Consider the following 23731-nt stretch of genomic DNA (forward strand, 5'->3'; position numbering starts at 1 on the left):
AGTGATCATTAATTATGATTCATTTATATAAACCGACGCGCCGCCGTGGCTAAATCTGGCAGCAGCTACCACCATTTATTGCTGCATCTCAGTAGGCCTGCCGATGTCAGGTGTGTAGAGAGTTGGTCTTTATCTGATTCGTTTAAAAAACTGCCAACCTCACACTCACATAAATCGTCTTTTAAAATAATTCGGGGTAACCGGCCAAAACGGGTGTCCTCAATAAAATAGAGATAGGACGCGGTTTTGTTCAACATCCAGCGATTACCTTGGGAGGTGGTAATTTCGATAGTGGCAGCAGCAATGGTGATATCTTCCCATCGATAGGTTGCGCGAGAGGTAATATACATAACACAAATGAGTGCAAATACTTCAGCGCCAGCAAAAGGAAGGATTACCCATGCACCCGCTACAGCCCAAGCGGTCGCTATTGAGCTAATAAAGAGCGCAAAGGCTAGCATAAGAAACTTTGTCTGCTTCCACGTGGCAGACCTATTCGGCGTTATATGAATAACGGTGTCGTTATTTTCTGTTGATACTACTATCATGTCGCTGCGTTAACGATACGGCCGTGAAAACAAACATGAAGCCTTATACGTATCGATTTAAGCATTTAGATTGAAATTTGTTCAGTTGCAGGTGGCAACTCGTACACTCAGTTAATTCGTTGTAGGAAAAAGAGACTTGTCATATTCCCTATCATTGCCACTGTTTTCTCGCAAAAGAGCGTGGTTTTTTGCCTTTGTTGCGGTATGGGCTTTTGTTATTTTTTCACAAAATGATGTGAGGACTTTGCTGCAAGAATATGGCTTCTTTACCTTTGTCGGCATAGTAGGGGCGGTATTTGCCAATGCCACAGGTGCTGGTGGCGGCGTGATTTTTGTCCCCTTTTTTGCATATCTCTCCTTTACCCCTGACAGTATTGTAGCAACAAGCTTTGCTATTCAGTGTTGCGGTATGACGGCTGGAGCCATTACATGGGCTCGCTTTTTTTGCTCTCAACGCCAAACAGACCAACATAAAACAGACAGTCAGTGGGGCGCATTGCCAAGTGCTCTATTATTAACTGTCATACCTTCTCTTTGTGGTGTTCTCTTTTCGCAATACACCACACATGGCTCAGCGCTTCTACTCAATATATTGGGTGGGCCTGAAAACCTGCATACGGTATTCGGCGTGTTCTCCGTTATATTGGCCATTGCAATAATAGCGTCAATTCCGCTGATGAAGCGCCAGGTGTTCAGCAACGCGTTGGCAGGAAACGATATTGTTTGTCTTCCCACCATCGCCTTCTTGGGCGGGTGCATTACTGCTTGGCTTTCTATTGGTGTGGGCGAACTCGTCGCGGTTTACCTCATTATCCGCGGCTTCAACGTCACCATGTCTATAGCGGTGGCGGTTATTTTATCTGCGTTTACAGTGTGGTCAGCACTTCCCTTTCATGTACTTGTCAGCCATGCCATAGTATATGACGTTGTCATATTTGCTGGCGCAGGCGCTATTTTGGGTGGTGTTATGGCTAAATACCTCGTGCTGGCTTTTTCTACGCAATCACTAAAGCTATTTTTTGGGTTATGGGTATTTTTACTAGGCGTAACCAGTTTACCTATTTTTTAGCGTTTTTTTATATGTCGCTTTATATTTAGCAAAGATAAGCGACTGACCCTTACAGGGAGTTAGTCTATGGAATTTGACGTAACACCTCGTCCTCTATATCGGGTATCGCAACCCAAGTGGTCTTCCCACGCGGTTATTTATCAAGTAAACACCCGGCAGTTCAGTACTAAGGGAACCTTTGATGGGGTGACTGAAAGCCTTGAGCATATTAAGAGCCTAGGCGCAGATATTATATGGTTAATGCCAATTCATCCTATTGGTAAAAAAAACAGAAAAGGGCAGCTCGGTAGCCCCTACGCGGTCAGTGATTATCTCGATGTAAACCCAGAGTTCGGCAATAAAGAAAGCTTCAAACAGCTTGTATCTCAAGCTCATAAGCTCAACCTTAAAGTCATTCTAGACTGGGTACCTAATCACAGTGCATGGGACAACGCACTTGTCGACTCTCATCCTCATTGGTATGCAAAAGATCACAAAGGCGACTTTCGTCCATCGCCCTGGTGGGATTGGTCTGACATTATCGAGTTTGATTATTCCCAGCCTGGCCTGAGGGAATACATGATTTCTGCAATGCGCTACTGGGTAAAAGCGTTTGATATCGATGGATTTCGTTGTGATGTTGCAGGCTATATCCCCAACGATTTTTGGGAGCAAGCTCGTCACGCTCTCGACGCCATTAAGCCGGTATTTTTGCTTGCTGAGTGGGAAAACAGAGATTTACACGAGAACGCTTTCAATATGACCTATGCGTGGAGCTGGAATGAAACTCTTCACGAATTAGCCAAGGGCCGCTGCAGTTTAGACCGACTCAGAAAATACTACTCATGGAATGAGAGAGCATGGCCGCATAACGCCTATCGCATGACCTTTGTGAGCAATCACGATAAAAACGCATGGGACGGCACGCAGCGAGAGCAGTTTGGTGACGCACTCGAGGCGTGTATTGCGCTTTCAGTTATAGGCGAGGGGATGCCCCTTATTCACAACGGACAAGAAGCTGGAGAGACCAAACGTCTTGCCTTTTTTGAACGAGATCCCATTGAGTGGCAAGAACATCCTATTGGCGAACTGTACCGAGAACTCATCGCCCTTAAAAAGTCGAAGCCATTTTTAGGCAATGGTGAGTTCGGAGCACGCATGATTCAAGTGCCTAACTCATCCATGTCTCAGGTATTTAGTTTTGTAAGACGAGAAGAGCGCGAGGACGACAAAGTCTTTGTGGTGATTAACTTTTCTGATGTGCCCGTTACGGTGACATTTGAAGAATCGTTGCATCTAGGTACGCTGCAACATTGGAAGCGAAATAAGAAAACGACGTTTTCATCCGATACTACGCTCACGTTAAAACCCTGGGGCTTTGAAATATGGCACATTTGAAATCTGGCACAAATAACAGGGGGAGATGTTTATTTTTACATGTGTTGTTCGATAGGTTTTCAACGCTGTTTTTGGCATAATGCGCGCCTAACAATGCAATGTATTTGAAACGTCCCAAAAATGCCCACTATTAAAAATGTATTTTCATCTGATGGCCTGCTGGCAAAAACCATAAAAGGGTTTGTGCCAAGAGAGGCGCAAACCGATATGGCCAACGCGGTAAAGCACGCTATCGATACAACGGGCAGTTTGGTGGTAGAAGCCGGTACCGGAACGGGCAAAACCTTTGCTTATCTTGCGCCGGTGTTAATCAGCAGTGGTAAAGCCATTATTTCCACCGGAACGAAAAATCTGCAAGAGCAGCTTTTTCATCGCGACCTACCGCTAGTAAAAAAAGCGTTGAGCAGCAAGCGCAAAACGGCACTGCTAAAAGGGCGGTCGAACTATTTGTGTTTGCACCGATTATCTCAGCATGGCGGTAACTCCACCTTGGTAGAAAAAGAGGTGTTAGGTCAGCTATCTGAAGTGAAACGCTGGTCAAGTACAACCAAAAGCGGAGATATGGGAGAGCTTAAAACCCTTCCAGAAGATGCGCGAGTGCTGCCCATGGTGACATCTACCGTAGACAACTGTTTAGGCCGAGAGTGTCCAGACTACGAAGACTGCTACCTAGTTAAAGCCCGCCGCAAAGCCCTCGATGCCGATATTATTGTGGTTAACCATCACCTTTTCTTCGCCGATATGGCGCTGAAAGACACGGGGTTTGGCGAGCTTATTCCCGAAGCCGATGCCATTATTTTTGATGAGGCCCACCAAATCCCCGATATTGCCAGCGACTACTTTGGTGAGTCGTTGTCTACGCGCCAAATTCAAGATATTGCCAAAGACATTACCTTACTGTTTAGAACAGTACTCAAAGATGCTGGGCAGCTAGATAAAGCCGCTGATAAATGCCGCATGATAGCGTCTGATTTACGTCTGCTTTTTCCTCATGATCCTGAGCGAGGAAATTGGGCACTCGCACTCGATCGCGACGAAGTTCGCCTACAGGTGGGTAAGCTTGCCGAAGCATTAGGTGTGCTATATGAAGTGTGTAAACTGCATTTAGGCCGCGATAAAGACTTAGACAATATGTACGAGCGCATTGTTGCATCAAGAGAGCAACTTGACGCATTGAGTGATAACAAGCAACAAAACGTAAGCTTGTGGTATGAAACAACGCAGCGTCATATTGTTATGCACTTAACGCCGTTGTCTATTGCCGCAAAATTCAGACGCTTTGTTGAGTCGCCGCCGCGAGGCTGGGTGTTTACGTCGGCCACGTTGATGGTCAATGGTGGTTTCGAGCACTTTCAGCGTCGAATGGGGTTGGAAGATTCAGAAACCCTTGGTTTAGACAGCCCCTTCAACTACCCAGAGCAGGCTATGCTGTGTGTGCCGCGCTACTTGCCCGAACCAAACAGCTATGCAATGCGCGAAACTCTGCTGCACACGGCGAAGCGCTTAATTAAAGCCAGTCGCGGGCGTTGTTTCTTGTTGTTTACCAGCCACGCGATGCTAAGAGAAATAGCAAAGAAATTAGAAGATGAAATAGATAATCCGCTGCTTGTCCAAGGAACCACCACAAAACAAGCATTGTTGGACGCGTATTTAGCCGATGAAAAAGCCGTACTCATGGGCACAGGTGCATTTTGGGAGGGTGTAGACGTTCGTGGTAACGACCTCGTCTGCGTGATGATAGATAAACTCCCGTTTGCTTCACCAGACGATCCGCTGCTTCAAGCTCGAATGGAAGATGTGAAAAAACGCGGTGCAAACCCCTTTGGTGTTATTCAAATTCCACAAGCAGTTATCACCTTAAAGCAGGGGGCGGGACGCCTCATTCGCGACCCAACCGATAAAGGGGTGTTGGTCATTTGTGATAATCGCTTAGTGACTAAACCTTATGCAAAAACGTTTATAGGCAGCTTGCCCGACATGAAACGCACGCGAAGCCTAGATGATGTAGAGGCATTTCTTGCCGGCATCGATGATGAAGAATGATAGAGAGTTGTAATGAATATTTTAGCTATTGATACAGCAACAGAAGCGTGTTCAGTCGCCCTAGAAGTCGACAATACGCTATACACCCATTTTGAAGTATGCCCCCAGCAGCACAGTCAGCGCCTGTTACCCATGATTGATGCAATACTAAAGGAAGCCGGTGTTGAATTAGCTTCTCTTGATTTATTGGCGTTTGGTCGCGGTCCCGGTAGTTTCACGGGAGTGAGAATTGCAACCGGCATGATTCAAGGGCTTGCACTTGGCACGGGGTTACCCGTTGCAGGCGTAAGCACGCTAAAGGCAATGGCTGTAGAAGCTGCACAAAATAGCACCGGCCAATTCGTTGCCGTTGCGTCAGACGCACGTATGAGTGAAGTCTATTTCTGTGTATACAAAAAGTCGGATGATGGGTTAGAGAGAATCGTTCCTGAACAGGTATGTCCACCCGCAGACGCAGTCAATTACCTCAATGAATTAGGCGAAGCGCTAAACAATAATGTGACTGTTGCTGGTACTGGCTGGGCCGCCTATGAGGAGCTTCAGCAGTGGTTGAATACGCAAGATGCTGCAGAATCAGCAGCAAGCACAGCAGCAAGCACAGCAGCAAACACAGAGAAAAAACCAGCCGTGACATTACCAAACGCTGCATTCATGCTTGAAGACGCCAAAGAAGCTGCCCGTGCAAATACAACTACAAGCGCTGCAGAAGTGAAACCGGTTTACTTAAGAGATAAAGTAACGTGGAAAAAGCTTCCTGGTCGAGAATAAGGGGTACCTTATACTGGGTATGAAAATTGCAAAAGCTAGAGCGTTTTGAAAATTACAGAGCGTTATGAAAACCATAGAGTGTTATGAATATAAATACTAATTTTGGCATAGCATCTTCTGACGCCGCTCAAGGCCGGGTCTCGAAAATTTCGAAAGACCCTCAACAGGAGAACAAAGGGCAAAGCGAATCGTCTCAGATTAAGGCGGTCGTTGTTGCGCCTGATGAACAGGGCACGAGCAATGCAAAGGCCTACCAAGATTTTATAAAAGAAGACAGTAATGCCTATTCTCAGCAGGCCATTGCGTCTTACCAGAGCTTTGAAAAACAGCAGCAGCGAGAGTCGATACAAGTCATGTTTGGTGTTGATATCTACGCGTAGAGGGGAACCAGTCCTTTGCCAAATAGCCCTTTACTACCTGCTTAGTCGCTCCCATTCCTTGTTTAGTGTTGCTGCTAATTCGGGGGAATGCTTACTATCATAAGAGCTCACTAACAGCCTGAAATTATCCGGTGGTAATACATTGAGTATCAGGTGGCTGAAATTCCGAAGCTTTTACAGGGTTTGTTTTAGAATCTTTATCATTTTGTAACAGAACTCTAGTGGTTCTGTGAACGTATCAATGCTAACTTAGTCTTAGTTATGAAGCCCTCAAATGCTCGACGAAAAAGCAAGACGAAGGCTGTCTACACAATTTTCTACTTCAGTGGTAACGCCGGGGTTAATCGTCAAATGATGTACAAAGGAGCGCGCATATGTCTCGATATTTATTTTTATTGACCGTGTTCATGTTTGCAGGATGTGCTATGGTGCCAGATACCTTAGAGGTACCCGAAGGCACCGCATTAGTTTCGTATTCAAGTGCCGTTACGTCAGGCGCCAGTGCTCAAGGGCAAAAGGCTCGCTGGGGCGGCATTGTGGTTGGTGTTGAGAATAAACCGAACAAAACCTTTATCGAACTCGCGCACTTCCCACTCAATCACTACGGTAAGCCCCGCAGTTCTGGCGAGACATCTGGGCGCTTTAAAGTTCAGATAGACGGCTTTGTCGATCCTATTGTGTTTGAAGAGGGTCGAACTGCCACCTTTTTGGGTACGCTTATCGCACCCACCACGGGGATGGTAGGTGAGCAGCCTTATATCTACCCCACTATTGCGGCCGATGATTACCATATGTGGCGAGATAGGGAAGTGTACGACGTAAACACATTCTTCTTTAATTACCACAGCGGGTGGTATTCACCCTTCTATGGTCTGCGCGGCCCATGGGGATGGGGCGGAGGTCCTTGGATGGGCGGACGCTTCATGGGGGGCCCTTGGATGTTCCCGCAAATGAATCGAATGCGAGTGATACGCTATAGCAATGCGCCTAGACGCGCTAGAATAACCAATATGAATGGACCTAGCCCGGCAAAAAGAAGCTCCAGGTCAAGCGGCGGTCAAAAAGGGCCGGTGATAACCAACCCCAAAGTCCAGCAGTATTAGTAGCAAGAGGCGGCAAGTTGATGCCGCCTTTTTTGTTTTTAACTGAGTTTAAAAAGTAAATGTGGCAATAGTTTGCCGCCAATGGTGATGCGTTTATGATTGAGTTTGAAGCAATGGCAGGCCCGCTTAAATTAGCGGGTTTAGACAATCAAGGAAGTGGACAAGTTGTCATTGGCCTTCACGGTTACCTCGATAACGCGGAAAGCTTACGAGTATTAGCGCCTTATTTATCGTCCTGTCGCTATGTAGCTATCGACCTTGCTGGTCACGGTCGCTCATCTCATCGCCCTGTGGGCGCTCACTATAATCAAACTGACTATTTACAAGACCTGCATGGGCTCATTGAGAGCGAGGGCTGGGACAATGTCATTCTTATAGGGCATTCTCTTGGTGGTATCCTAGTGACTATGTATGCCGCGTTATTCCCTGAGAAAGTAAAAGCGGTAGTGAGTATTGATGCGTGTGGGCCGCTTACCGAAAGCGAAGAAACGACGCAGCAGCAAATGCGAAATGCGTTAATTAGCAGGCAGGGTAAATCAAGCGGCCACCGCCGTACGGTTAACCTTGATGATGCGGTGAAAGCGCGGTGCAAAATATCAGATATGACAGCTGCTCATGCGCGGCAAATACTCATGCGAAATATGATTACAGAGGCAGATGGCAATACCTATTGGTGTAGCGACCCTAAGCTTCGGACAAAATCCATACTTAGACTTACAGAAAAACAAGCACAAACCTTAATGGAGTCGGTGACATGTCCTATACTTTTTATCGGCGCATCGGCGAGTTTTAAAAATTTACCTCATGTTTATGAGCAACGAGCACACTGGTTTGAATCTGCGCAATATGAACAATTTGTAGGCGGCCATCACATTCATATGGAAAATAGTGAGGATGTAGGGCGTCTTATTTGTCAATTTGTTGAGCAAATGTAAATTGCAGCGTTTATTTTTTTTTACACTTCCTATACTATTCGCAGGTTATCAGACCAGTTACATGGGCGCGGTTTCTCACGGGCTCAATTATTAGTAGAAGAATAAAGTAAAGGAGGTTTTGGTGGAAAAAACCTGGCTTAAACATTACGACCCTCGTGTATCCGCAGAAATTGATGCCGATCGCTACAACTCTGTCGTCGACATTTTTGAACAATCGGTAAAAAAGTTTAAAGATAAAGAAGCCTTTATTAATATGGGGCATTCAATGACGTTTGGTGAGCTTGATACGTTATCAGCTCAGTATGCGGCTTATCTACAGGCTAGCGGACTAAAGCGCGGTGATGCCGTAGCGATAATGATGCCGAACCTTCTCCAATACCCTGTTGCCATGTTTGGTATTTTGCGCGCCGGTATGGTCGTTGTTAATGTTAACCCGTTGTACACGGCCAGAGAGCTAAAACATCAGCTTAACGACGCTAATGTAAAAGCCATTGTCATTGTCGAAAACTTTGCCTGTACCCTAGAAGCAGTGATTGGCGATACCCAAGTAAAAGAAGTGTTTCTTACTGCACTTGGTGACATGCTTCCAGCGCCAAAACGCTGGGTAGTGAACGCGGTAGTTAAATACGTGAAGAAAATGGTGCCGTCGTTTAATCTATCGGCCACCACATCGTTCATGTCTGCAGTCAAAAAAGGGCAGTCTTTAGAATACAAGCGTCCAAATATAGAAAACTCTGACATAGCGTTTTTGCAATACACCGGCGGTACAACAGGTGTATCTAAAGGGGCAATGCTGACTCATAGAAATATGGTTGCCAATTTAGAGCAAGTATCTGGAATACTTGAAACCGTTATAGAAGAAGGTAAAGATTTTGTCGTGACGGCACTGCCGCTTTACCATATCTTCGCGTTGCTGGCGAACTGCTTGATGTTTGTGAAGTACGGCTGTCGCAACCTACTTATCACTAACCCACGGGATATGCCTGCATTTGTCAGTGAGTTAGGGAAATACCCATTTACGATATTACCCGGTGTTAATACGCTCTTTAACGGCCTACTTAACACACCCGGGTTTGACGAATTAGATTTTTCTAATTTCAAGTTTGGACTAGGTGGCGGTATGGCGGTTCAGCGCCCTGTGGCTGAGAAGTGGGAAAAAGTAACGGGCACCGTACTTTTAGAGGGCTATGGCCTCACTGAATGCTCGCCAGTTGTTGCGGTAAATCCACCTCAGATAGAGGCGTATAAAGGCGCAATCGGTATGCCGGTTCCTTCTACCGACATCAAACTATTAGATGATGACGGCAATCCAGTAGAAAAAGGTGAACCAGGCGAGATGTGGGTAAAAGGCCCGCAAGTCATGAAGGGATATCTAAATCGCCCAGAAGCGACGGAAGATATCTTGAAAGATGGATGGCTTGCCACAGGTGACATTGCCACGGTAGACGATGAAGGTTACTTCTATATTGTTGACCGCAAAAAGGATATGATCCTAGTTTCAGGCTTCAATGTGTTCCCTAATGAAATTGAAGAAGTCGCTGCTATGCACGAAAATATCGTCGAAGCGGCCGCGGTGGGTGTACCTCACGAAGTTAGTGGTGAGGTTGTTAAGTTATTCGTAGTACGTAACAACGACTCGTTAACTGAAAAAGATGTTATCGCTCACTGCCGTAGTGAACTAACAGGCTACAAAGTGCCAAAACAAGTTGTCTTTAAAGATGATTTGCCAAAAACCAATGTAGGTAAAATACTGCGTCGGGAGCTTAGAGACTAATTTCTTTAACTAGTTTTTAAAGCCGGCGCGAGCCGGCTTTTTTATTTAATGTGCGAAATAATGCAATATCAATTAATTACAACATACGAACAGCTAGACAACGTGTGCGCTTTGGCACAACAGCAAGGTGCTGTGGCTCTTGATACAGAGTTTGTACGAACGCGAACGCTTACGCCTCACCTTGGGTTAATTCAGCTCTACGATGGGCATCAACTTGTTCTTATCGACCCTATTGCCATAGACAATATGCAGCCATTCATCGATTTGCTGGAAAATAAATCGCTTGTGAAGGTATTGCACTCATGTTCTGAAGACTTAGAAACGTTTCTCGTTGCTTTCAATACGATCCCTGAGCCTGTTTTCGACACCCAGTTTGCGGCCAGTCTATTAGATATGGGGCCAAGTTTAGGGTATGCCCGTCTTGTAGAGATGATTTGCAACGTGAGCCTTGATAAAGGTGAATCTCGAACCGATTGGATTGCCCGTCCACTGCGTGAGTCGCAGCTAAGTTACGCTGCTAACGACGTGTTGTATCTGCTGCCTTGCTATGAGGATTTGGTAGACAAGATAAAAAGCGCTGGTATTGAGAACTGGGTTTACCAAGAGATAGCCTTGCTCGCTGCGAAAAAGCGGGCGCAAATGCCAGCAGATTTTGCCTACCTCACTATTAAAAATAATTGGCGATTGAACAGCGAACAACTTACGGTACTTCAGGCACTAGCGTCGTGGCGTTTAACAACGGCAAGAAAAAAAGATCTCGCGTTAAACTTTGTCTTTAAAGAAGGGCATTTGTTCGAGGCGGCACAGCGCCTTTTATCGAGTAAATCAGACTTATCGAAAATTAACGATTTAAATCACCAGGCAATACGTCGATACGGCGATACTATTATCGACTTGATTGCCGAGGCTCGTGAGCGGTTCGCTCAAACTCCGGATAAATTGCGACTACCGCAAGTATTGCGCTTGATGGATATTCCTAAGTACAAGAAAACACTTGCCGATCTCAAAGTTATCAGCGAAGAGATTGCTAAAGAAAATGGCGTGAATAACGAAGTAATGTCATCGAAAAAGCAGCTGAATCAATTATTAAAGTGGTATTGGTTTGATGTAGATGAAACCCGTATCCTGGGCTTAAAACCTGACGTGTTATCAACATGGCGTGGGCCACTCTTTATGCCAAAAGTGGTTGAGTTACTTGGTGAACTGCCTGAGGGCTAGAATACTTCTTCGCAATGAAAGCGCTCAATTAAAAGCGCTTAAAAAGAACCGAAATGAAAGCGCTGAAACGCTAAAGCCAAAATAAAACGTCAGTTTTGGTAAACATAAACACAGAATAGAAACGAGAAATAGTATGTTATGTGCGGTTTATAAAACCCGAAAAAAACAGGGCATGTATTTATACGTGCCTAAAAAAGATGTATTCGACGACGTGCCAGAGCCTCTTATGCAGCGCTTTGGCAAGCCTGAGTTAGTAACACTGCTAGCATTAGACAAGCGTGAAAAGATAGCAGGCATCGACAAGCAAAAGCTCACAGATGAATTAAATAGCAACGGCTTTTACCTACAAATGCCTCCTAAAGAGGACGATCTTCTGTCTACTCATCGAGTTTCTCTTGGCTTATCTTCTTCACCGGACAAAAAGTTTTAGTATGCGTTTAACCATGTTGTTAGCAATGCTGGTGGCAAGTATTGCTGCGTCTTCATCTCAAGCCAGCGACAACGAATTTAATGATTATCTTAAATCGCTGAAAAGCCAAGCGATAGAAAAAGGCTACGACGTACAGTTTATTGATAGCGCATTTAGCGATATCACATTTCGACCTACCGCCGTTAAATCAGATAAAAACCAGCCGGAAAAGAAAATCACCTTAGACGATTACATTGTATCGCGAGTACCTGATTGGAAGGCTGAGCAGGCAGTACAGAAATACCTTTCTAATAAAGCATTACTGGACGAAATTGGCCGCAAATATGGTGTTCAACCACGCTTTATCGTGGCGCTATGGGGCAATGAGTCAAACTTTGGAAAAATACAGGGTTCGTATAGCGTACTGTCGGCATTAGCCTCTCTTGCGTATGAAGGGCGTAGGGAAGCACTATTCAAAAAGAATTTCTTTGCTGCGCTTACTATTTTAAGTGAAAAGCACGCACAGGTGGATAATTTTAAAGGCTCCTGGGCCGGAGCGATGGGGCAGACCCAATTTATGCCAGTATCGTTTCTCACCTATGCTGAAGATTATGACGGCGATGGTAAAAAAGACATTTGGGGCACAAAAGCCGATGTGTTTGCCTCGATTGCTAATTATCTAGCCTCAGAGGGCTGGGATGACACGGGGACATGGGGCCGCCAAGTAAGACTCACAAAGCCAGTAGCGATATCTGGCTTGACTAAAGCCAACATGAGGCCGCTTTCGTTTTGGCAAGACCAAGGCGTAAGACGGTTTGACGGTAGCGACCTTCCCAATGTGGATATTAAAGCGTCGTTAATTATGCCTGACGGTGAAAACGGCAGGATCTATCTTGTCTATAATAATTTTCACACCCTGATGAAATGGAATCGTTCGACCTATTTTGGCGTTTCCGTTGGGTATTTGTCTGAGCGTATAAAGAGAGGATACTGATGCCTTATCAACACAAAAGCGTAGCTGAGCAGCCTATTTCTCTTCCAGTCAATAAAGTTGTGTGTATTGGTAGGAACTATTTAGACCATATTCAAGAAATGAACTCAGTCGTGTCTGAAGATCCTTTGCTTTTCATGAAGCCGAAGTCGGCTATGTGCGATATGACAATGCCACTTGCGATACCCGCTGATAAAGGTGCCTGTCACAATGAGCTAGAAGTCGCGGTGCTGTTAAAAAATAGCATCAAAAATGCCGGTGAGTCTGAAGTTACCGACGCTATCTGGGGTATTGGTTTAGGGCTAGATTTAACGCTACGGGATGTGCAAGCATCGCTTAAAAAGCAGGGGCAGCCCTGGGAACGTGCAAAGGCTTTTGATAACAGCGCACCACTTTCATCTTTTGTTCCATTGGCAGAGTTTGATAATCTCGACGACTTGCGTTTTACCCTTAAGATTAATGGCGAAGTGAGGCAGCTAGGCCACACGGCGTTGATGCTGCATAAAATTATTCCCCTAATTGCGCACATGTCCACCGTATTTTCTCTCGACGCCGGCGATGTTATCCTCACAGGTACGCCAAAAGGCGTTGGTCCGCTTAACGACGGCGATACAGTAGCAGTATCGCTAGACGCTTTCTTTTCGCTTCAAACTAAGGTAATTGTGTAATGCCCGCATCGTCAGCGCCATTTTGGGAAACTAAATCATTGGAAGAAATGAACCAAACCGAGTGGGAATCACTTTGCGATGGATGTGGTAAGTGCTGTTTACACAAGTTTATTGATGATGAAAGTGTAGAAGAATACAGTCCAACCGACTTTATCAATGCTAACGAGCAGATACACTACACCAACATTGTATGTTCTTATTTAAATACAAAAAAATGTGAGTGTACCGAGTATCAAAACAGAACTGTGCTAGTGCCCGATTGCGTCAAACTGACAAAAGAAAACCTGAAAGACATCTTTTTTATGCCAACAAGCTGTACCTACAGAAGGTTACATGAAGGCAGGGGAATGCCGTCGTGGCACCCGTTGCTTAACAAGGGTAAAAAACATGTCATGCACGCTAAAGGGATGTCTGTTCGCAATAAAACCATATTCGAGACCGATGTAGATTTAAATGAATTTGAGAACTACATTGCCATATGGCCGCTGGAAGACTTAGATTAGGTCTGAAGTTTACTCGTTATCTTATTCGTTACTTTATTCACTAATAAGCGCATAAAGTAGGGCGTCTCTGCCAAAAACACGCTTGCGGCAAAGCCCTTCTTTTATAGCACCTATACGCTCGGCTACTCGCAAACTGGCTTTATTGTTTGGCTCAACAAAACACTCCAATCTATGTAAGTTCATTTGAGAAAATGCGAGCTTTTTTAGTGCTTCACAAATTGCTGTGGCAAGGCCTCTGCCACAGGCATCTGGACGCAACCAGTAACCAAGGTTTGCACTAAGATGAGTATGATGTATGTGGTTAATTATACCCATGCCTAAGCATCGCTCTTCATGCACAAGTAAATAGGTTAAGCCATAGCCACTCTCTCTCGCCTTTTCCATACTCTCTATGCACTGCTTAGACAAAGCCGGTGTAACGGGGCAGGTTGACGCCCCAAACCATGGCTTTACATGATGAATAGACTGTTGCCCGGCTTCACACAGCATATCGCAATGCTTGCGAGCAATACGCTGTATGGAGACGGGGCCTTGCTCAGTATGAATCGGAGGAAGGCGAGAAGGGAGTATTGATAAATCAATCAAAAGGGCTTTTTATCCAATAGCCTGCATGCAAACACGACGATAAACGCAATGGCATAGGTGGCGAAGATGATTTGCATCCATTCTGCCATGCCCATTGACAGGAATTGCCATGTGTTTTCCAGGCAGTCACCCTCAGCGGCGAACACGGCAGGAAGCCACTCATGAAGCTGCAGCCAAGATGGAAAGTTAGGCACAATCTCACAGCTTGCAAAAAACGGATTGGACGCATTAAGCAGCTCAACATGCTCAGTAGCAAGTAAGTACCCCCATCCCGCGGACACTGCCCACCCGGCAAAACCTAGCATCCGAGTAAACCCATTATTACTAATCACTACAATTAACGCTGAAAATACGATGCCATACATCGCCGTGCGCTGGTAAATACACATGATGCAGGGCTTCAACCCCATGGCGTACTGAAAGTACAGGGCTGCAATCTCAAGTGCCAGTGACGTGGCAAAAAGCACAAGCCATGATGACTTGTGCTCGGCCCACTGACTAATACCGTGAATAACGCTTCGCATTAATTAATGTCCTACCGCTTCAGTGCCAACCGCGGTGGCAGAGTGGTGCTCAATTAAGTGCATATCGTATAACCATGCGGTGGCATCGGCTAACCCTATATAGGTTGCCAACAAACCAACAATGGTCAGCACGACAGTATACGGCAGTGCCATAATAACCATTTTCCCATAGGACAGGCGCAGTAACGGCGCTATGGCAGACGTCAGTAAGAATAAGAACGCAGCTTGTCCGTTTGGTGTTGCCACACTTGGTAAATTCGTACCTGTGTTAATGGCTACCGCAAGCATGTCGTATTGATCCCGTGTAATCTGTCCAGCTTCTAAGGCTGCGGTCACTTCGGTAATGTATACCGAGCCTACAAACACATTGTCGCTCACCATTGAGAGAACACCATTTGCCAAGTAGAACATCACCATTTGCGTTTCACCTTCAAAGGACAGTACCCAGTGAATGACTGGTTGGAAAAGCCCTTGGTCGATAATAACGGCAACAACACCAAAGAAAACAGCAAGTAGTGCAGTGAATGGCAGTGCCTCTTCAAAGGCTTTGCCTAAGGCATGTTCTTCAATAACGCCGCTCATAGAGGTGGCTAGCACAATAACAGAAAGACCAATCAGGCCAACGGACGCCATATGCGTGGCTAAACCAACAATTAACCAAACACCGATTAACGCTTGAACCAGTAACTTCGCTTTTTCGCGCTTACTGCGCCCTTCATCCATATGCATATTGTAATCGACAAGAATTTGTCTTACCGCAGAAGGGAGTTCAGCGCCGTAAGAGAACAGCTTCGTCTTTTCTACAAAGATGGTCGTCAGTAAACCAAACACAAAAACAGGCAGTGAAACGGGCGCCATACGAATAAAGAATTCGACAAAATTCCAGCCCGCTTTGTCGGCAATAATAAGGTTTTGAGGTTCACCTACCATGGTCATAACACCGCCAAGTGCTGTACCAACGGCAGAGTGCATCATAAGGTTGCGTAAAAACGCACGGAAGTCTTCTAAATCATTTCGACCAATATCGTGCACGCCATCATCACTGGTATGGTCGTGGTCAGAGTGAAACTCTTTGCCCGAAGCGACTTTGTGGTAAATAGAGTAAAAACCTAAGCCAACACTGATTATAACCGCAACAACGGTAAGGGCATCGAGGAACGCTGATAAAAACGCAGAGGCAAAGATAAATGAAAGGGAAAGAATGAGCTTATTTTGAACCTTAATAACCAGTTTGGTAAATAGGTACATCAGCAGGTCTTTCATAAAGTATATGCCCGCGACCATAAAGACCAACAGTAGCAACACTTCTAAATTAACCTCAATTTCATGCATCATATGACCGGGGGTGGTCATTCCGATGAACATGGCTTCTATAAGCAGTAATCCTCCTGGCTGAAGGGGATAGCATTTAAGTGCCATGGCAAGGGTGAAAATAAACTGAATGACCAGTGACCAACCTGCAATATATGGGTCCACCATAAATATAAAGGGGTTGGCAATGAGAAAGGCAATAATCGTCTTTTTGTACCAATCGGGCGCATGTCCCAGGAAGTTCTTATAGATCGCCGAGATCATTGAGGTTTGCATGAGTTCCTGTTCCTTTTACAACAAAGCACGCATTTGTGCGCATCTTTACACTGTATGTTTGCGATTCATCGCGTTACAAATCTGTCGATGAGTAGTCTCACTCACCGTAAAGACAGTTTTATCGCAGTTATTATAGTCGGGATTTAAGCGTACATGATATTAACGTGTTGAGAAAGCAATTCACGGGTATCTAATGACGAAAGTTACTGAAAACCTGCCAAATTTTTCATCATGGAATAACAGCTTATTCGAAAGTCAGTCGAATGTGAGCATTTTGTGAACAAAAAATCAGTTTATCTCTTTGCTTCGGGAACAAAACTGAAGGTAATAGCGTCTAGGTCCCACAGCTGGCGTATATTTCGTTGTGTAAATGTGCAACCATCTGGTACAATCAGTTGTTAAATTTTATGATCTTATGTAAACGTGCAGGCGATTAGTTATGATATATAAGGCGCAGAGTCCCGCTGGATTCGCCGAAGAATACATTGTGGAATCAATTTGGAGCGGCCGCTTTCCACCAGGTACTATTTTACCTGCAGAAAGAGAGTTATCTGAGCTAATTGGTGTTACCCGAACTACGCTACGAGAAGTGCTTCAACGACTCGCTAGAGATGGATGGTTAACTATTCAGCACGGCAAACCAACAAAAGTGAACAACTTTTGGGAAACGTGCGGTTTAAACATTCTAGAAACCCTTGCTCGACTCGATCAAGAGGGCATTCCTGAGTTAGTTGATAATCTGCTAGCAGCACGCACAAACTTAAGTGCAGTGTTTATTAGAGGTGCTATTCGTCACAACGCTCAAGCGTCGGCCGATATCATTGCTCGATATAAAAACGTAGAGCAGGAAGGCCTTGCCTTTGCGCAGTTCGATTATCAAATGACCCACGATTTAGCGCTTGCATCTAACAATAATGTATTCGTGCTAATGATGAATGGATTTCGCGGTCTGTATTCACGCATTGGTGGATATTTCTTTGCTCACCAAGACGCTCGCGACATCGCCATGAAGTATTATGCAGATTTGCTTGAAGTTGCAGAGAGTGGCGACCATGACCGTGTGCCAAATGTAGTAAGAAACTACGGCATAGAAAGCGGAAAGATGTGGCAAGAAATTCGAAACGACATGCCAAAAGATCTCGTAGACTAGTTATTTAGTTTCACGCTTTTGATAAAAAACGCCTTTCGGTAAGATTACTCAGTGCAGGGAAAACCTGCCAAATTAGAGTATTTTCACCGAAGGGCGTTTTTTTTACTTTAATTTTGTTTTTAGTATGCGGTTTCTAATTGTAAAGCGTAGAGTTTAGTTATGGTGTTTAGTCACACCCCAATTAGGCACTCATAGGAGCTCAAAATGACTACTAAAGATACTATCAAAGGCAAAATTAATGACGCTGAAGAAATGGCGCGTAAAATTTGGTTAGCAGGTCTTGGCGCTTATGGAAAAAGCGTTGATGAAGCTCAAGGTCGCTATGACAAGCTAAGTGAAGAAGCAAACAAAATGTTTGATGAGCTTGTGTCAAAAGGCGAAACCCTAGAAGGTGATGCACGCAGTAAGTTTAAATCAACAACAAATGATGTTGAACACCGCGTTGCTGATGTTCGTAAAAAGCTGGGTTTAGATGCAGAGCCAGCTGACCAACGTATCGACGAGCTATCTGCAAAAATTGATGCGTTAACTGAAGCGGTTGCTAAGTTAGCTGCAAACAAGTAATACCCAACGTGCTGCTTTTAAACATTAGCGCAGCAACCATACGTTAAAAAGATAGGTGGTGTTGTTGGAAAGTCCGAATTCGGATAATAACTACACCATCTTTATCTCCTTCATCAAGGAGGCACCATGAGTAACAATCCTACAGAGCCGAAAAAGACCGTTGTGATTAGCGCTGAAGTAAAAGCTCCGGCTACATCGCAAGGCTCTATCACGACATCATTAAAGTCTTCGCCTATTTTTGGTTGGTTTTATGCTGGAGCAGATATGCTTTCTGCTGAGTTGGACCAAGTGGCAGGCTTAGTGAGCAAGCAGATTGATAAAACCAGCGAAACCTTGCAAGAGATGCAGTCAAAAGGCATTGAAGTTGAGGCTGATTTAAGACGCTCATTTAGTCCGTTTGTGTTTTTTGATGCTGCTCAGAATTTAGTAAAATCGACATCTGTCTATTCAGTGTTATCTGGCGGGCAAAAGCAGCAGCGTAAAGCGCAGCAAATAGATGAGCTTTCCGCTAAGGTAGATGCGTTAGTAGAGCAGGTTGCACTCCTTGCGACGAAAGAGGCGGCGAAAGAAGCGGTTAAGCAGGCTGAGAAAAAAGAGGCGCCTAAACGAGCTTCTACAAAAACAGCTCCTGCAAAAACAGCGACGAAAGCCTCGACAACCAAAACAGCAGCGGCCACGGCTTCAAAAGCAAGCCAAGGGAAAACTGCTGCGTCGGTTACCGTAAAAGCGACTGCGACTAAACCATCAGCAAAGGCGACTGCGCCTAAACCATCACCAAAGGCAACTGCATCGAAAACGGCTGCGCCTAAAACATCGGCTAAGGCGACTGCGCCTAAAACATCAGCTAAGGCGACTGCGTCTAAAGCTGTACCAAAAGCAGAGGCTTCGACTCCTGCTAAAGCTGCGAGAGCAACCGTTTCACCGAGCAACACCGACAAGAAAAATGGTTGAGTGAGTTTTTAACTTTGCTTAAGCAACACGCCCTAGCTTGAGTGAGGCGTTTAATCAAAAAAAAAAGCAAACCTTTCGGTTTGCTTTTTTTTTTGGCCTATATTTTTATCTAGGGCATGAGACCATTAATCGCAACATTACTCATTAGATATGAGCTTACGTATTTTTTGCCCAAATGTTTTGGTGCTTTTTAAAGCCAAAGAAGTCATAGGGCTCCCAGAAACTTGGCACTAAATCATCTAATGATTCTTGTGAGAAGTTACTCGATAACTGGCTCATTATTTCACTGAGTCTGGCTTCTCCCAACCGCATTAGTTTTTTTCTATTGGCAGGGAAGTACAGGTTTCTGCTCTTTTCTATCACTTCTTGAGCGCCGCTGGTCACAAAGTTCTGATTTCGCGTCACTACTTTGCAAATTGGCTCGGCGGGTTTAGCTGGATTAAGCCCCGTTACTATCGCATATTCAAACTGGTTTTTTTCCTCGCCTTTTTCATTTTTGGGAATAAATGCAACACCAAAACCTTGAGGGAAATACCCGACTAAGTTCATAAAGTCTTGTGCCAAATGTTTGTTCAAGCTCCCTTTTTTTGCCAGCTGCTCTATAAGTAAGTAGCCTTTCGGCAAATCTAGGCGGGTATAATCTGCCTTGGTAGATAGCACAATAGACACATAAATTTGTGGTATTTTGACCAGCTCTCCCAGCCCTGTTTTTGATAAGAACGCGTCTTTAACCAGCTGTTGAAGAAACTCAGACGCCTCTGTATGGGCTTTAATAAAGCGGTCTCTTTCTTCTCTTATATTACCAGTGTATTTAGGAATGCCTAAACCGTCAGATAAATACTTCATAGTAAAGTGATAGTTTATCTTCAGTAAGTTTTTGCGCTGCTCTTCATCAAGCAATCTAAACTCGTCTAAATCGCCATCTTTACCTTTTAAAATGGTAAGTGCTGCCGGGCTTTGCAAGCCAATATCTTGAAGTAGGGCTGCGGCGATTAGCGGCACACCCAATTCAGTTTTCCACTTCTCTTTCCAATACTGATCGTTTCGAAAGCGGGAAATAGCTTCGCGGTATTTAGATAAATAAGAGTGGGCTATCGTGTCGTGGTCTAACAAGCGATCAGCCAGCCTTAATGTAAGAACGGCTTTGTATATAGGCTTGTAGCGTTGATGTACTTTTGCAAAGTTACCCTCGGCGCCGCGAGTAAGCAGCATTAATGTTCCTAGAAACTTGGCGCTTAATTGCTGAGTTTCAGCCCAGGTTTCACCCTCACATAGCTTAATCACTTTAGTGCAAACGGTTTCAAGTCGTTCAAGGCGGGCTAACCTCTCTTCTTCAAGTTTTTCGTTATTGTTTTTAATCTGTTGAGCGAGTTGGCTAGCAAGTACCTCTTTGTCTTTTTTATCTTTTATTATGAGTAGCTGCTCTTTTAAATCGGTGGTGTGCTGTTCTAATGTTGTGGTAAGCGTGAAGTAGTGTCGCGCATCCTCAAAGATAGAACCGAACCCGGTCTCCTTGGGATACACTAAAGAAAGCAATTGTTTGACTTGTTGCGTGTAAATATTGTCGGGGTTTTGGCTTTGTGAACTCACCGTGATCCTTTAAATTGTTCTCGCATCAGCCAACGACACGTTGCCATAACGTACTTGCGTTATGGCGTGTGATGCGCAAGATGTCGAAGCTCCACCGCTTCTCGTTTTTTTAACTGCGCTAAATGATAACGCAGTTTCTCACTTATTTTGGTATTTCTTTCTATTACATGGAGTTGCGGCCAAGACGCTTGCTCTCCGCTAGTCATTAACTCATCCATGCTTTCTAGCGTTGGGTTAGCCAATACCTTTGAGATATTGCTCAATTGACGCTTCGGCAAAATATTAATATCGCCGACATATTGCTGATCAATTATCGACCTTACTTTGTGAATAGCAAGTTTAGCACTTTTATTGCCCACCATTTTTTCAATCATATCAATAGCGAAAACGCTGTTTGATTTCGCCAACTGACCAATGTGACGAGTTGTCATGTCCCACAGAGAATGTGCATCAATTCTTCTGGAAGAGATAAAGGGTACTGCTAGCGGGTTTGTTTGGCTCACAATGCTGTGATTAACACCATAAAGCCGAGCCAATCGTTTAAACGGCAAATCGGCCATTAACGATCCATCTGCAAATCTTCGGTTGGGAATGTAGGGCACAATCTCGCCCGATGGCGTCTTCGCTTTTAGCTGCACGGGGCTAAATACGATGGGCACAGCGCAAGATGCTCTTACGGCTTGACTGATAATAGCATTGGGCGATGTTTTTGCATTCAGTAAGCGAGAGTGCTGATGCAAATCGGCAGGCGATACCGTAATGGTAACGTGACGACCTGTTTTTCTAAAGGCTTCTTCAAACGTCGTTAAGTCGAACAACTCAATAAGTGCATTTTCCAGCATGGAGCTATCAAATAGACTGTCTTTGCTAAGACCAGCAAACGTACGCCAGTGCTTAAACATTTCGTAAATTCGTTCTGAATCTAAGGATTCTTCAAGCTCATCGTGGGTTCGGGTGGCCAGCATAGCGCCAATAATAGAACCTGCAGAGGCTCCAGATATTACTGTGGGTAACAGTCGCCTTTGATTTAACGACTTTACAACGCCTGCGTGAAAGAAACCAAGGCCTGCACCGCCAGACAGCATAAGGCAGCTGCGCCCGAAAGCGTGGGCAGTTTCTTCAAAAAACGAGAGCTTTTCATAAAAGTCCACGTCGTCTTCATTTGCATTCACAATCTGCTCAAGCGTTAAAGAAACCTCATCGATAAATTGTTCAATGAGCTTTTTTGTACCTATTTTGCAGTGAGTTTGTAACGCTGGATTAGCAATATTGCCCAAGTTTCCATGCAGTCCCTCATGCAATATGGACATCAGGGCATGGATATCGCCTCGACCTCTTGCAATTTGAAGGCGTTGCACTCGTTTTTGAATAAGTTTGTAGTCGTAGTCTTCGCTTTCATCCTTTGCTTTCCACTCGTCAGCGCCAGACATGGCATCATAAGCCAGACAAGCAGCTTCATATTCGTCGTAGTTACTTGCGTGTTTAATATCACGTTCAAGCTTTTTTAACGGTAAATCGAATGCTGTCATGGCAACCACCTTATTTATTCCAAGGACAAAACGCCTAATATCATAGTAGATATCAAAATTAGAATTCACTACCTAAGGTTGGGTATAAATCGCGTTATTTAGCGTAACTTAGTAACATCGCATAGGCATTGGGTGTGAAAATTTGTTTTCTATCAACAATTACGTCTAATTACATTTTTTACGTTGACCAAATCATAAGCACTCAGTAGCCTGAGTAGTAGAATAATAAATTGGAACGTTTGTTCGCTGTATGGACTGGAATATTCAAACCCTTAGCTTGCTATCAATACCACTGATAAGTGCAGTAGTTGGTTGGGCGACAAATTATCTTGCAGTTAAGATGATGTTTTACCCCATCGAGTTTGTGGGCATTAAGCCTTTTCTGGGCTGGCAGGGTCTCATTCCGGCTAAACGTCGGCAAATGGCAGAAATAGAAGTAGAGCTTGTTTTAGGTAAGTTACTGAGCGTGGAGGAGCTTGCTCAACGGCTCGATCCCGATGAACTCACCAAAGCCATTGAACGCAGACTGAGCCAAGTTATTCGCAAAGTGGTTAATGATGTTATGGCCGAGTCTGCACCTCAAATGTGGGCAGCACTGCCGGTTCAAGGAAAGAATTTAGTTTACCAGCGCATTGAAAACGACATTCCGAATGTTGTGCATAAAATGGTTGATGATTTTCAGCACAATGTGTCCGAAATTCTCGATATTAAAGAACTCGTTGTTGAGCAACTGGTTAATTCACCAGAACTGATCAACGAAATTTTTCTCACAGCAGGCAGTAAAGAGTTTCCCTTTATCGTGCGTTCAGGGCTGTATTTTGGTTTTCTTTTTGGCTTGCCCACCATGCTGTTGTGGCACTTCTACCAAGCGTGGTGGATTTTACCTTTAGGCGGCTTGCTAGTGGGTTATGCCACAAACTGGATAGCCATTAAAATTATCTTCGAGCCCAAGCGGCCCCGAAAAATCGGCCCCTTTGTGGTTCAAGGCATGTTCTTAAAGCGTCAAAAAGAAGTGTCTGAGGTGTACTCATCGATTATAGAAGAGAAGCTGATTACGCCTAAAAATATCACCAATATCATTTTACACGGCTCTGGGTCGGCGCAGTTACTCGAGCTTATTGAGCTGCATGTTAACGACGCTATTGAGCGCTACGTGGCCATTGCACAGCCTTATTTTGCGCTTGGGGTGGGGTCAGAGAACTATCACAAAATGAAAGCTTTAGCAGTACAGCAAATTTTTGATAACTCGGAAAAATACCTGCTTTATGCCTACGATTACGCCAATGGCGCTATGCAAATAGGCCAAGACTTGAGCTTAAGAATGCAGGCGCTAAGTGCAGAGGAATTCGAAGGCGTGCTGCGTCCAGCGTACCAGCAAGATGAGTGGAAATTGATATTAACCGGCGCGTTGCTAGGTATGGCCGCTGGCTTTATGCAGCTTTATTTGGTGTTTATGTAGGGAGCG

23 protein-coding genes are annotated in these 23731 nt (G+C 44.7%); 17 read left to right on the forward strand and 6 right to left on the reverse strand.

Annotated elements, in window-relative coordinates; translation table 11 throughout:
- Window positions 1-65: 65 nt before the first annotated feature.
- Complete coding sequence (locus AC27HD_RS17935; RefSeq protein WP_487107580.1) at window positions 66-548, reverse strand: DUF2244 domain-containing protein; 483 nt, start codon at window positions 546-548, stop codon at window positions 66-68.
- Window positions 549-702: 154 nt separating this feature from the next.
- On the opposite strand from AC27HD_RS17935, the gene AC27HD_RS17940 reads away from it, so the two are divergent.
- From AC27HD_RS17940 to AC27HD_RS18000, 13 genes are all read left to right on the forward strand, one after another.
- The gene (locus AC27HD_RS17940; RefSeq protein ID WP_052010155.1) at window positions 703-1617 is read left to right on the forward strand and encodes a TSUP family transporter; all 915 of its coding nucleotides are present in this window, start codon (window positions 703-705) and stop codon (window positions 1615-1617) included.
- 66 nt (window positions 1618-1683) lie between these two features.
- Window positions 1684-2994 carry an alpha-amylase family glycosyl hydrolase gene (locus AC27HD_RS17945; protein WP_487107582.1) on the forward strand — a complete coding sequence of 437 codons (1311 nt, stop codon included), beginning with the start codon at window positions 1684-1686 and terminating at the stop codon, window positions 2992-2994.
- Between the two features lie 120 nt (window positions 2995-3114).
- Entirely contained in the window at window positions 3115-5037 is a 1923-nt protein-coding gene (yoaA, locus tag AC27HD_RS17950; protein ID WP_487107584.1) for a DNA repair helicase YoaA, read from the forward strand.
- A 12-nt stretch (window positions 5038-5049) separates the two neighbouring features.
- Window positions 5050-5805 (forward strand): tRNA (adenosine(37)-N6)-threonylcarbamoyltransferase complex dimerization subunit type 1 TsaB, encoded by a 756-nt coding sequence (tsaB, locus tag AC27HD_RS17955; protein ID WP_487107586.1) that lies wholly within the window; start codon window positions 5050-5052, stop codon window positions 5803-5805.
- An 83-nt stretch (window positions 5806-5888) separates the two neighbouring features.
- Window positions 5889-6185 carry a hypothetical protein gene (locus AC27HD_RS17960; protein WP_487107587.1) on the forward strand — a complete coding sequence of 99 codons (297 nt, stop codon included), beginning with the start codon at window positions 5889-5891 and terminating at the stop codon, window positions 6183-6185.
- A 374-nt stretch (window positions 6186-6559) separates the two neighbouring features.
- Window positions 6560-7288 (forward strand): Slp family lipoprotein, encoded by a 729-nt coding sequence (locus AC27HD_RS17965; protein ID WP_487107589.1) that lies wholly within the window; start codon window positions 6560-6562, stop codon window positions 7286-7288.
- Window positions 7289-7383: 95 nt separating this feature from the next.
- Window positions 7384-8223 (forward strand): alpha/beta hydrolase, encoded by an 840-nt coding sequence (locus tag AC27HD_RS17970; RefSeq protein ID WP_487107591.1) that lies wholly within the window; start codon window positions 7384-7386, stop codon window positions 8221-8223.
- Between the two features lie 121 nt (window positions 8224-8344).
- Entirely contained in the window at window positions 8345-9997 is a 1653-nt protein-coding gene (gene fadD, locus AC27HD_RS17975; protein ID WP_032095946.1) for a long-chain-fatty-acid--CoA ligase FadD, read from the forward strand.
- Between the two features lie 60 nt (window positions 9998-10057).
- Window positions 10058-11215, forward strand: a complete 1158-nt coding sequence (gene rnd / locus AC27HD_RS17980) for a ribonuclease D (protein ID WP_487107593.1) — start codon at window positions 10058-10060, stop codon at window positions 11213-11215.
- Window positions 11216-11348: 133 nt separating this feature from the next.
- Window positions 11349-11645: a YcgL domain-containing protein gene (locus tag AC27HD_RS17985; protein ID WP_269520876.1), complete on the forward strand. Its 297-nt coding sequence runs from the start codon at window positions 11349-11351 to the stop codon at window positions 11643-11645.
- 1 nt (window position 11646) lies between these two features.
- Window positions 11647-12618 (forward strand): lytic murein transglycosylase, encoded by a 972-nt coding sequence (locus tag AC27HD_RS17990; RefSeq protein WP_487107595.1) that lies wholly within the window; start codon window positions 11647-11649, stop codon window positions 12616-12618.
- Window positions 12618-13283 carry a fumarylacetoacetate hydrolase family protein gene (locus AC27HD_RS17995; protein ID WP_487107597.1) on the forward strand — a complete coding sequence of 222 codons (666 nt, stop codon included), beginning with the start codon at window positions 12618-12620 and terminating at the stop codon, window positions 13281-13283. The genes AC27HD_RS17990 and AC27HD_RS17995 overlap by 1 nt, the downstream gene beginning before the upstream one ends.
- A complete protein-coding gene (locus AC27HD_RS18000) occupies window positions 13283-13786 on the forward strand; it encodes a YcgN family cysteine cluster protein (protein ID WP_334032019.1) in 504 nt (167 codons plus the stop codon). Before AC27HD_RS17995 ends, AC27HD_RS18000 begins: the two co-directional genes overlap by 1 nt.
- A 33-nt stretch (window positions 13787-13819) precedes the next feature.
- Here the strand turns inward: AC27HD_RS18000 and AC27HD_RS18005 are convergent, their stop codons facing one another.
- Genes AC27HD_RS18005 through nhaB form a run of 3 tightly spaced genes read right to left on the reverse strand, consistent with a single transcriptional unit; the run spans window position 13820 to window position 16482 of the window.
- Window positions 13820-14371, reverse strand: a complete 552-nt coding sequence (locus tag AC27HD_RS18005) for a GNAT family N-acetyltransferase (protein WP_487107600.1) — start codon at window positions 14369-14371, stop codon at window positions 13820-13822.
- Window positions 14368-14895, reverse strand: coding sequence for a disulfide bond formation protein DsbB (dsbB, locus tag AC27HD_RS18010; RefSeq protein WP_487107602.1), 528 nt, complete (start codon window positions 14893-14895; stop codon window positions 14368-14370). Before dsbB ends, AC27HD_RS18005 begins: the two co-directional genes overlap by 4 nt.
- Before the next feature lie 3 nt (window positions 14896-14898).
- Entirely contained in the window at window positions 14899-16482 is a 1584-nt protein-coding gene (gene nhaB, locus AC27HD_RS18015) for a sodium/proton antiporter NhaB (RefSeq protein WP_032095954.1), read from the reverse strand.
- A 439-nt stretch (window positions 16483-16921) separates the two neighbouring features.
- Here nhaB and fadR point away from each other — a divergent pair, with 439 nt between their 5' ends.
- The 3 genes from fadR (at window position 16922) to AC27HD_RS18030 (ending at window position 19147) form a co-directional block, all read left to right on the forward strand.
- Window positions 16922-17632, forward strand: a complete 711-nt coding sequence (fadR, locus tag AC27HD_RS18020; protein WP_032095955.1) for a fatty acid metabolism transcriptional regulator FadR — start codon at window positions 16922-16924, stop codon at window positions 17630-17632.
- Between the two features lie 204 nt (window positions 17633-17836).
- Window positions 17837-18196, forward strand: a complete 360-nt coding sequence (locus AC27HD_RS18025) for a phasin-related domain-containing protein (RefSeq protein WP_032095956.1) — start codon at window positions 17837-17839, stop codon at window positions 18194-18196.
- Window positions 18197-18322: 126 nt separating this feature from the next.
- The gene (locus AC27HD_RS18030; protein ID WP_487107605.1) at window positions 18323-19147 is read left to right on the forward strand and encodes a hypothetical protein; all 825 of its coding nucleotides are present in this window, start codon (window positions 18323-18325) and stop codon (window positions 19145-19147) included.
- Between the two features lie 156 nt (window positions 19148-19303).
- Here the strand turns inward: AC27HD_RS18030 and AC27HD_RS18035 are convergent, their stop codons facing one another.
- Together AC27HD_RS18035 and AC27HD_RS18040 are read right to left on the reverse strand one after the other, a co-directional pair.
- Entirely contained in the window at window positions 19304-20737 is a 1434-nt protein-coding gene (locus AC27HD_RS18035) for a hypothetical protein (protein ID WP_487107607.1), read from the reverse strand.
- Between the two features lie 59 nt (window positions 20738-20796).
- Window positions 20797-22266, reverse strand: coding sequence for a DUF3336 domain-containing protein (locus AC27HD_RS18040; protein ID WP_487107609.1), 1470 nt, complete (start codon window positions 22264-22266; stop codon window positions 20797-20799).
- Between the two features lie 250 nt (window positions 22267-22516).
- On the opposite strand from AC27HD_RS18040, the gene AC27HD_RS18045 reads away from it, so the two are divergent.
- Window positions 22517-23725: a DUF445 domain-containing protein gene (locus AC27HD_RS18045; RefSeq protein WP_269520887.1), complete on the forward strand. Its 1209-nt coding sequence runs from the start codon at window positions 22517-22519 to the stop codon at window positions 23723-23725.
- Window positions 23726-23731: the final 6 nt, after the last annotated feature.

The organism is Alteromonas sp. 4NS20-0143 (genome assembly GCF_057542855.1).

Coding starts and splice junctions, on each gene's coding strand:
- tsaB (WP_487107586.1), top strand. CDS start 5,050: ATGAATATTTTAGCTATTGATACAGCAACAGAAGCGTGTTCAGTCGCC.
- AC27HD_RS17965 (WP_487107589.1), top strand. CDS start 6,560: ATGTCTCGATATTTATTTTTATTGACCGTGTTCATGTTTGCAGGATGT.
- AC27HD_RS18030 (WP_487107605.1), top strand. CDS start 18,323: ATGAGTAACAATCCTACAGAGCCGAAAAAGACCGTTGTGATTAGCGCT.
- fadR (WP_032095955.1), top strand. CDS start 16,922: ATGATATATAAGGCGCAGAGTCCCGCTGGATTCGCCGAAGAATACATT.
- AC27HD_RS18000 (WP_334032019.1), top strand. CDS start 13,283: ATGCCCGCATCGTCAGCGCCATTTTGGGAAACTAAATCATTGGAAGAA.
- AC27HD_RS17990 (WP_487107595.1), top strand. CDS start 11,647: ATGCGTTTAACCATGTTGTTAGCAATGCTGGTGGCAAGTATTGCTGCG.
- AC27HD_RS18040 (WP_487107609.1), bottom strand. CDS start 22,266: ATGACAGCATTCGATTTACCGTTAAAAAAGCTTGAACGTGATATTAAA.
- AC27HD_RS17995 (WP_487107597.1), top strand. CDS start 12,618: ATGCCTTATCAACACAAAAGCGTAGCTGAGCAGCCTATTTCTCTTCCA.
- yoaA (WP_487107584.1), top strand. CDS start 3,115: ATGCCCACTATTAAAAATGTATTTTCATCTGATGGCCTGCTGGCAAAA.
- nhaB (WP_032095954.1), bottom strand. CDS start 16,482: ATGCAAACCTCAATGATCTCGGCGATCTATAAGAACTTCCTGGGACAT.
- AC27HD_RS17985 (WP_269520876.1), top strand. CDS start 11,349: ATGTTATGTGCGGTTTATAAAACCCGAAAAAAACAGGGCATGTATTTA.
- AC27HD_RS17935 (WP_487107580.1), bottom strand. CDS start 548: ATGATAGTAGTATCAACAGAAAATAACGACACCGTTATTCATATAACG.
- AC27HD_RS18045 (WP_269520887.1), top strand. CDS start 22,517: ATGGACTGGAATATTCAAACCCTTAGCTTGCTATCAATACCACTGATA.
- AC27HD_RS18025 (WP_032095956.1), top strand. CDS start 17,837: ATGACTACTAAAGATACTATCAAAGGCAAAATTAATGACGCTGAAGAA.
- rnd (WP_487107593.1), top strand. CDS start 10,058: ATGCAATATCAATTAATTACAACATACGAACAGCTAGACAACGTGTGC.
- dsbB (WP_487107602.1), bottom strand. CDS start 14,895: ATGCGAAGCGTTATTCACGGTATTAGTCAGTGGGCCGAGCACAAGTCA.
- AC27HD_RS17960 (WP_487107587.1), top strand. CDS start 5,889: ATGAATATAAATACTAATTTTGGCATAGCATCTTCTGACGCCGCTCAA.
- AC27HD_RS17970 (WP_487107591.1), top strand. CDS start 7,384: ATGATTGAGTTTGAAGCAATGGCAGGCCCGCTTAAATTAGCGGGTTTA.
- AC27HD_RS17945 (WP_487107582.1), top strand. CDS start 1,684: ATGGAATTTGACGTAACACCTCGTCCTCTATATCGGGTATCGCAACCC.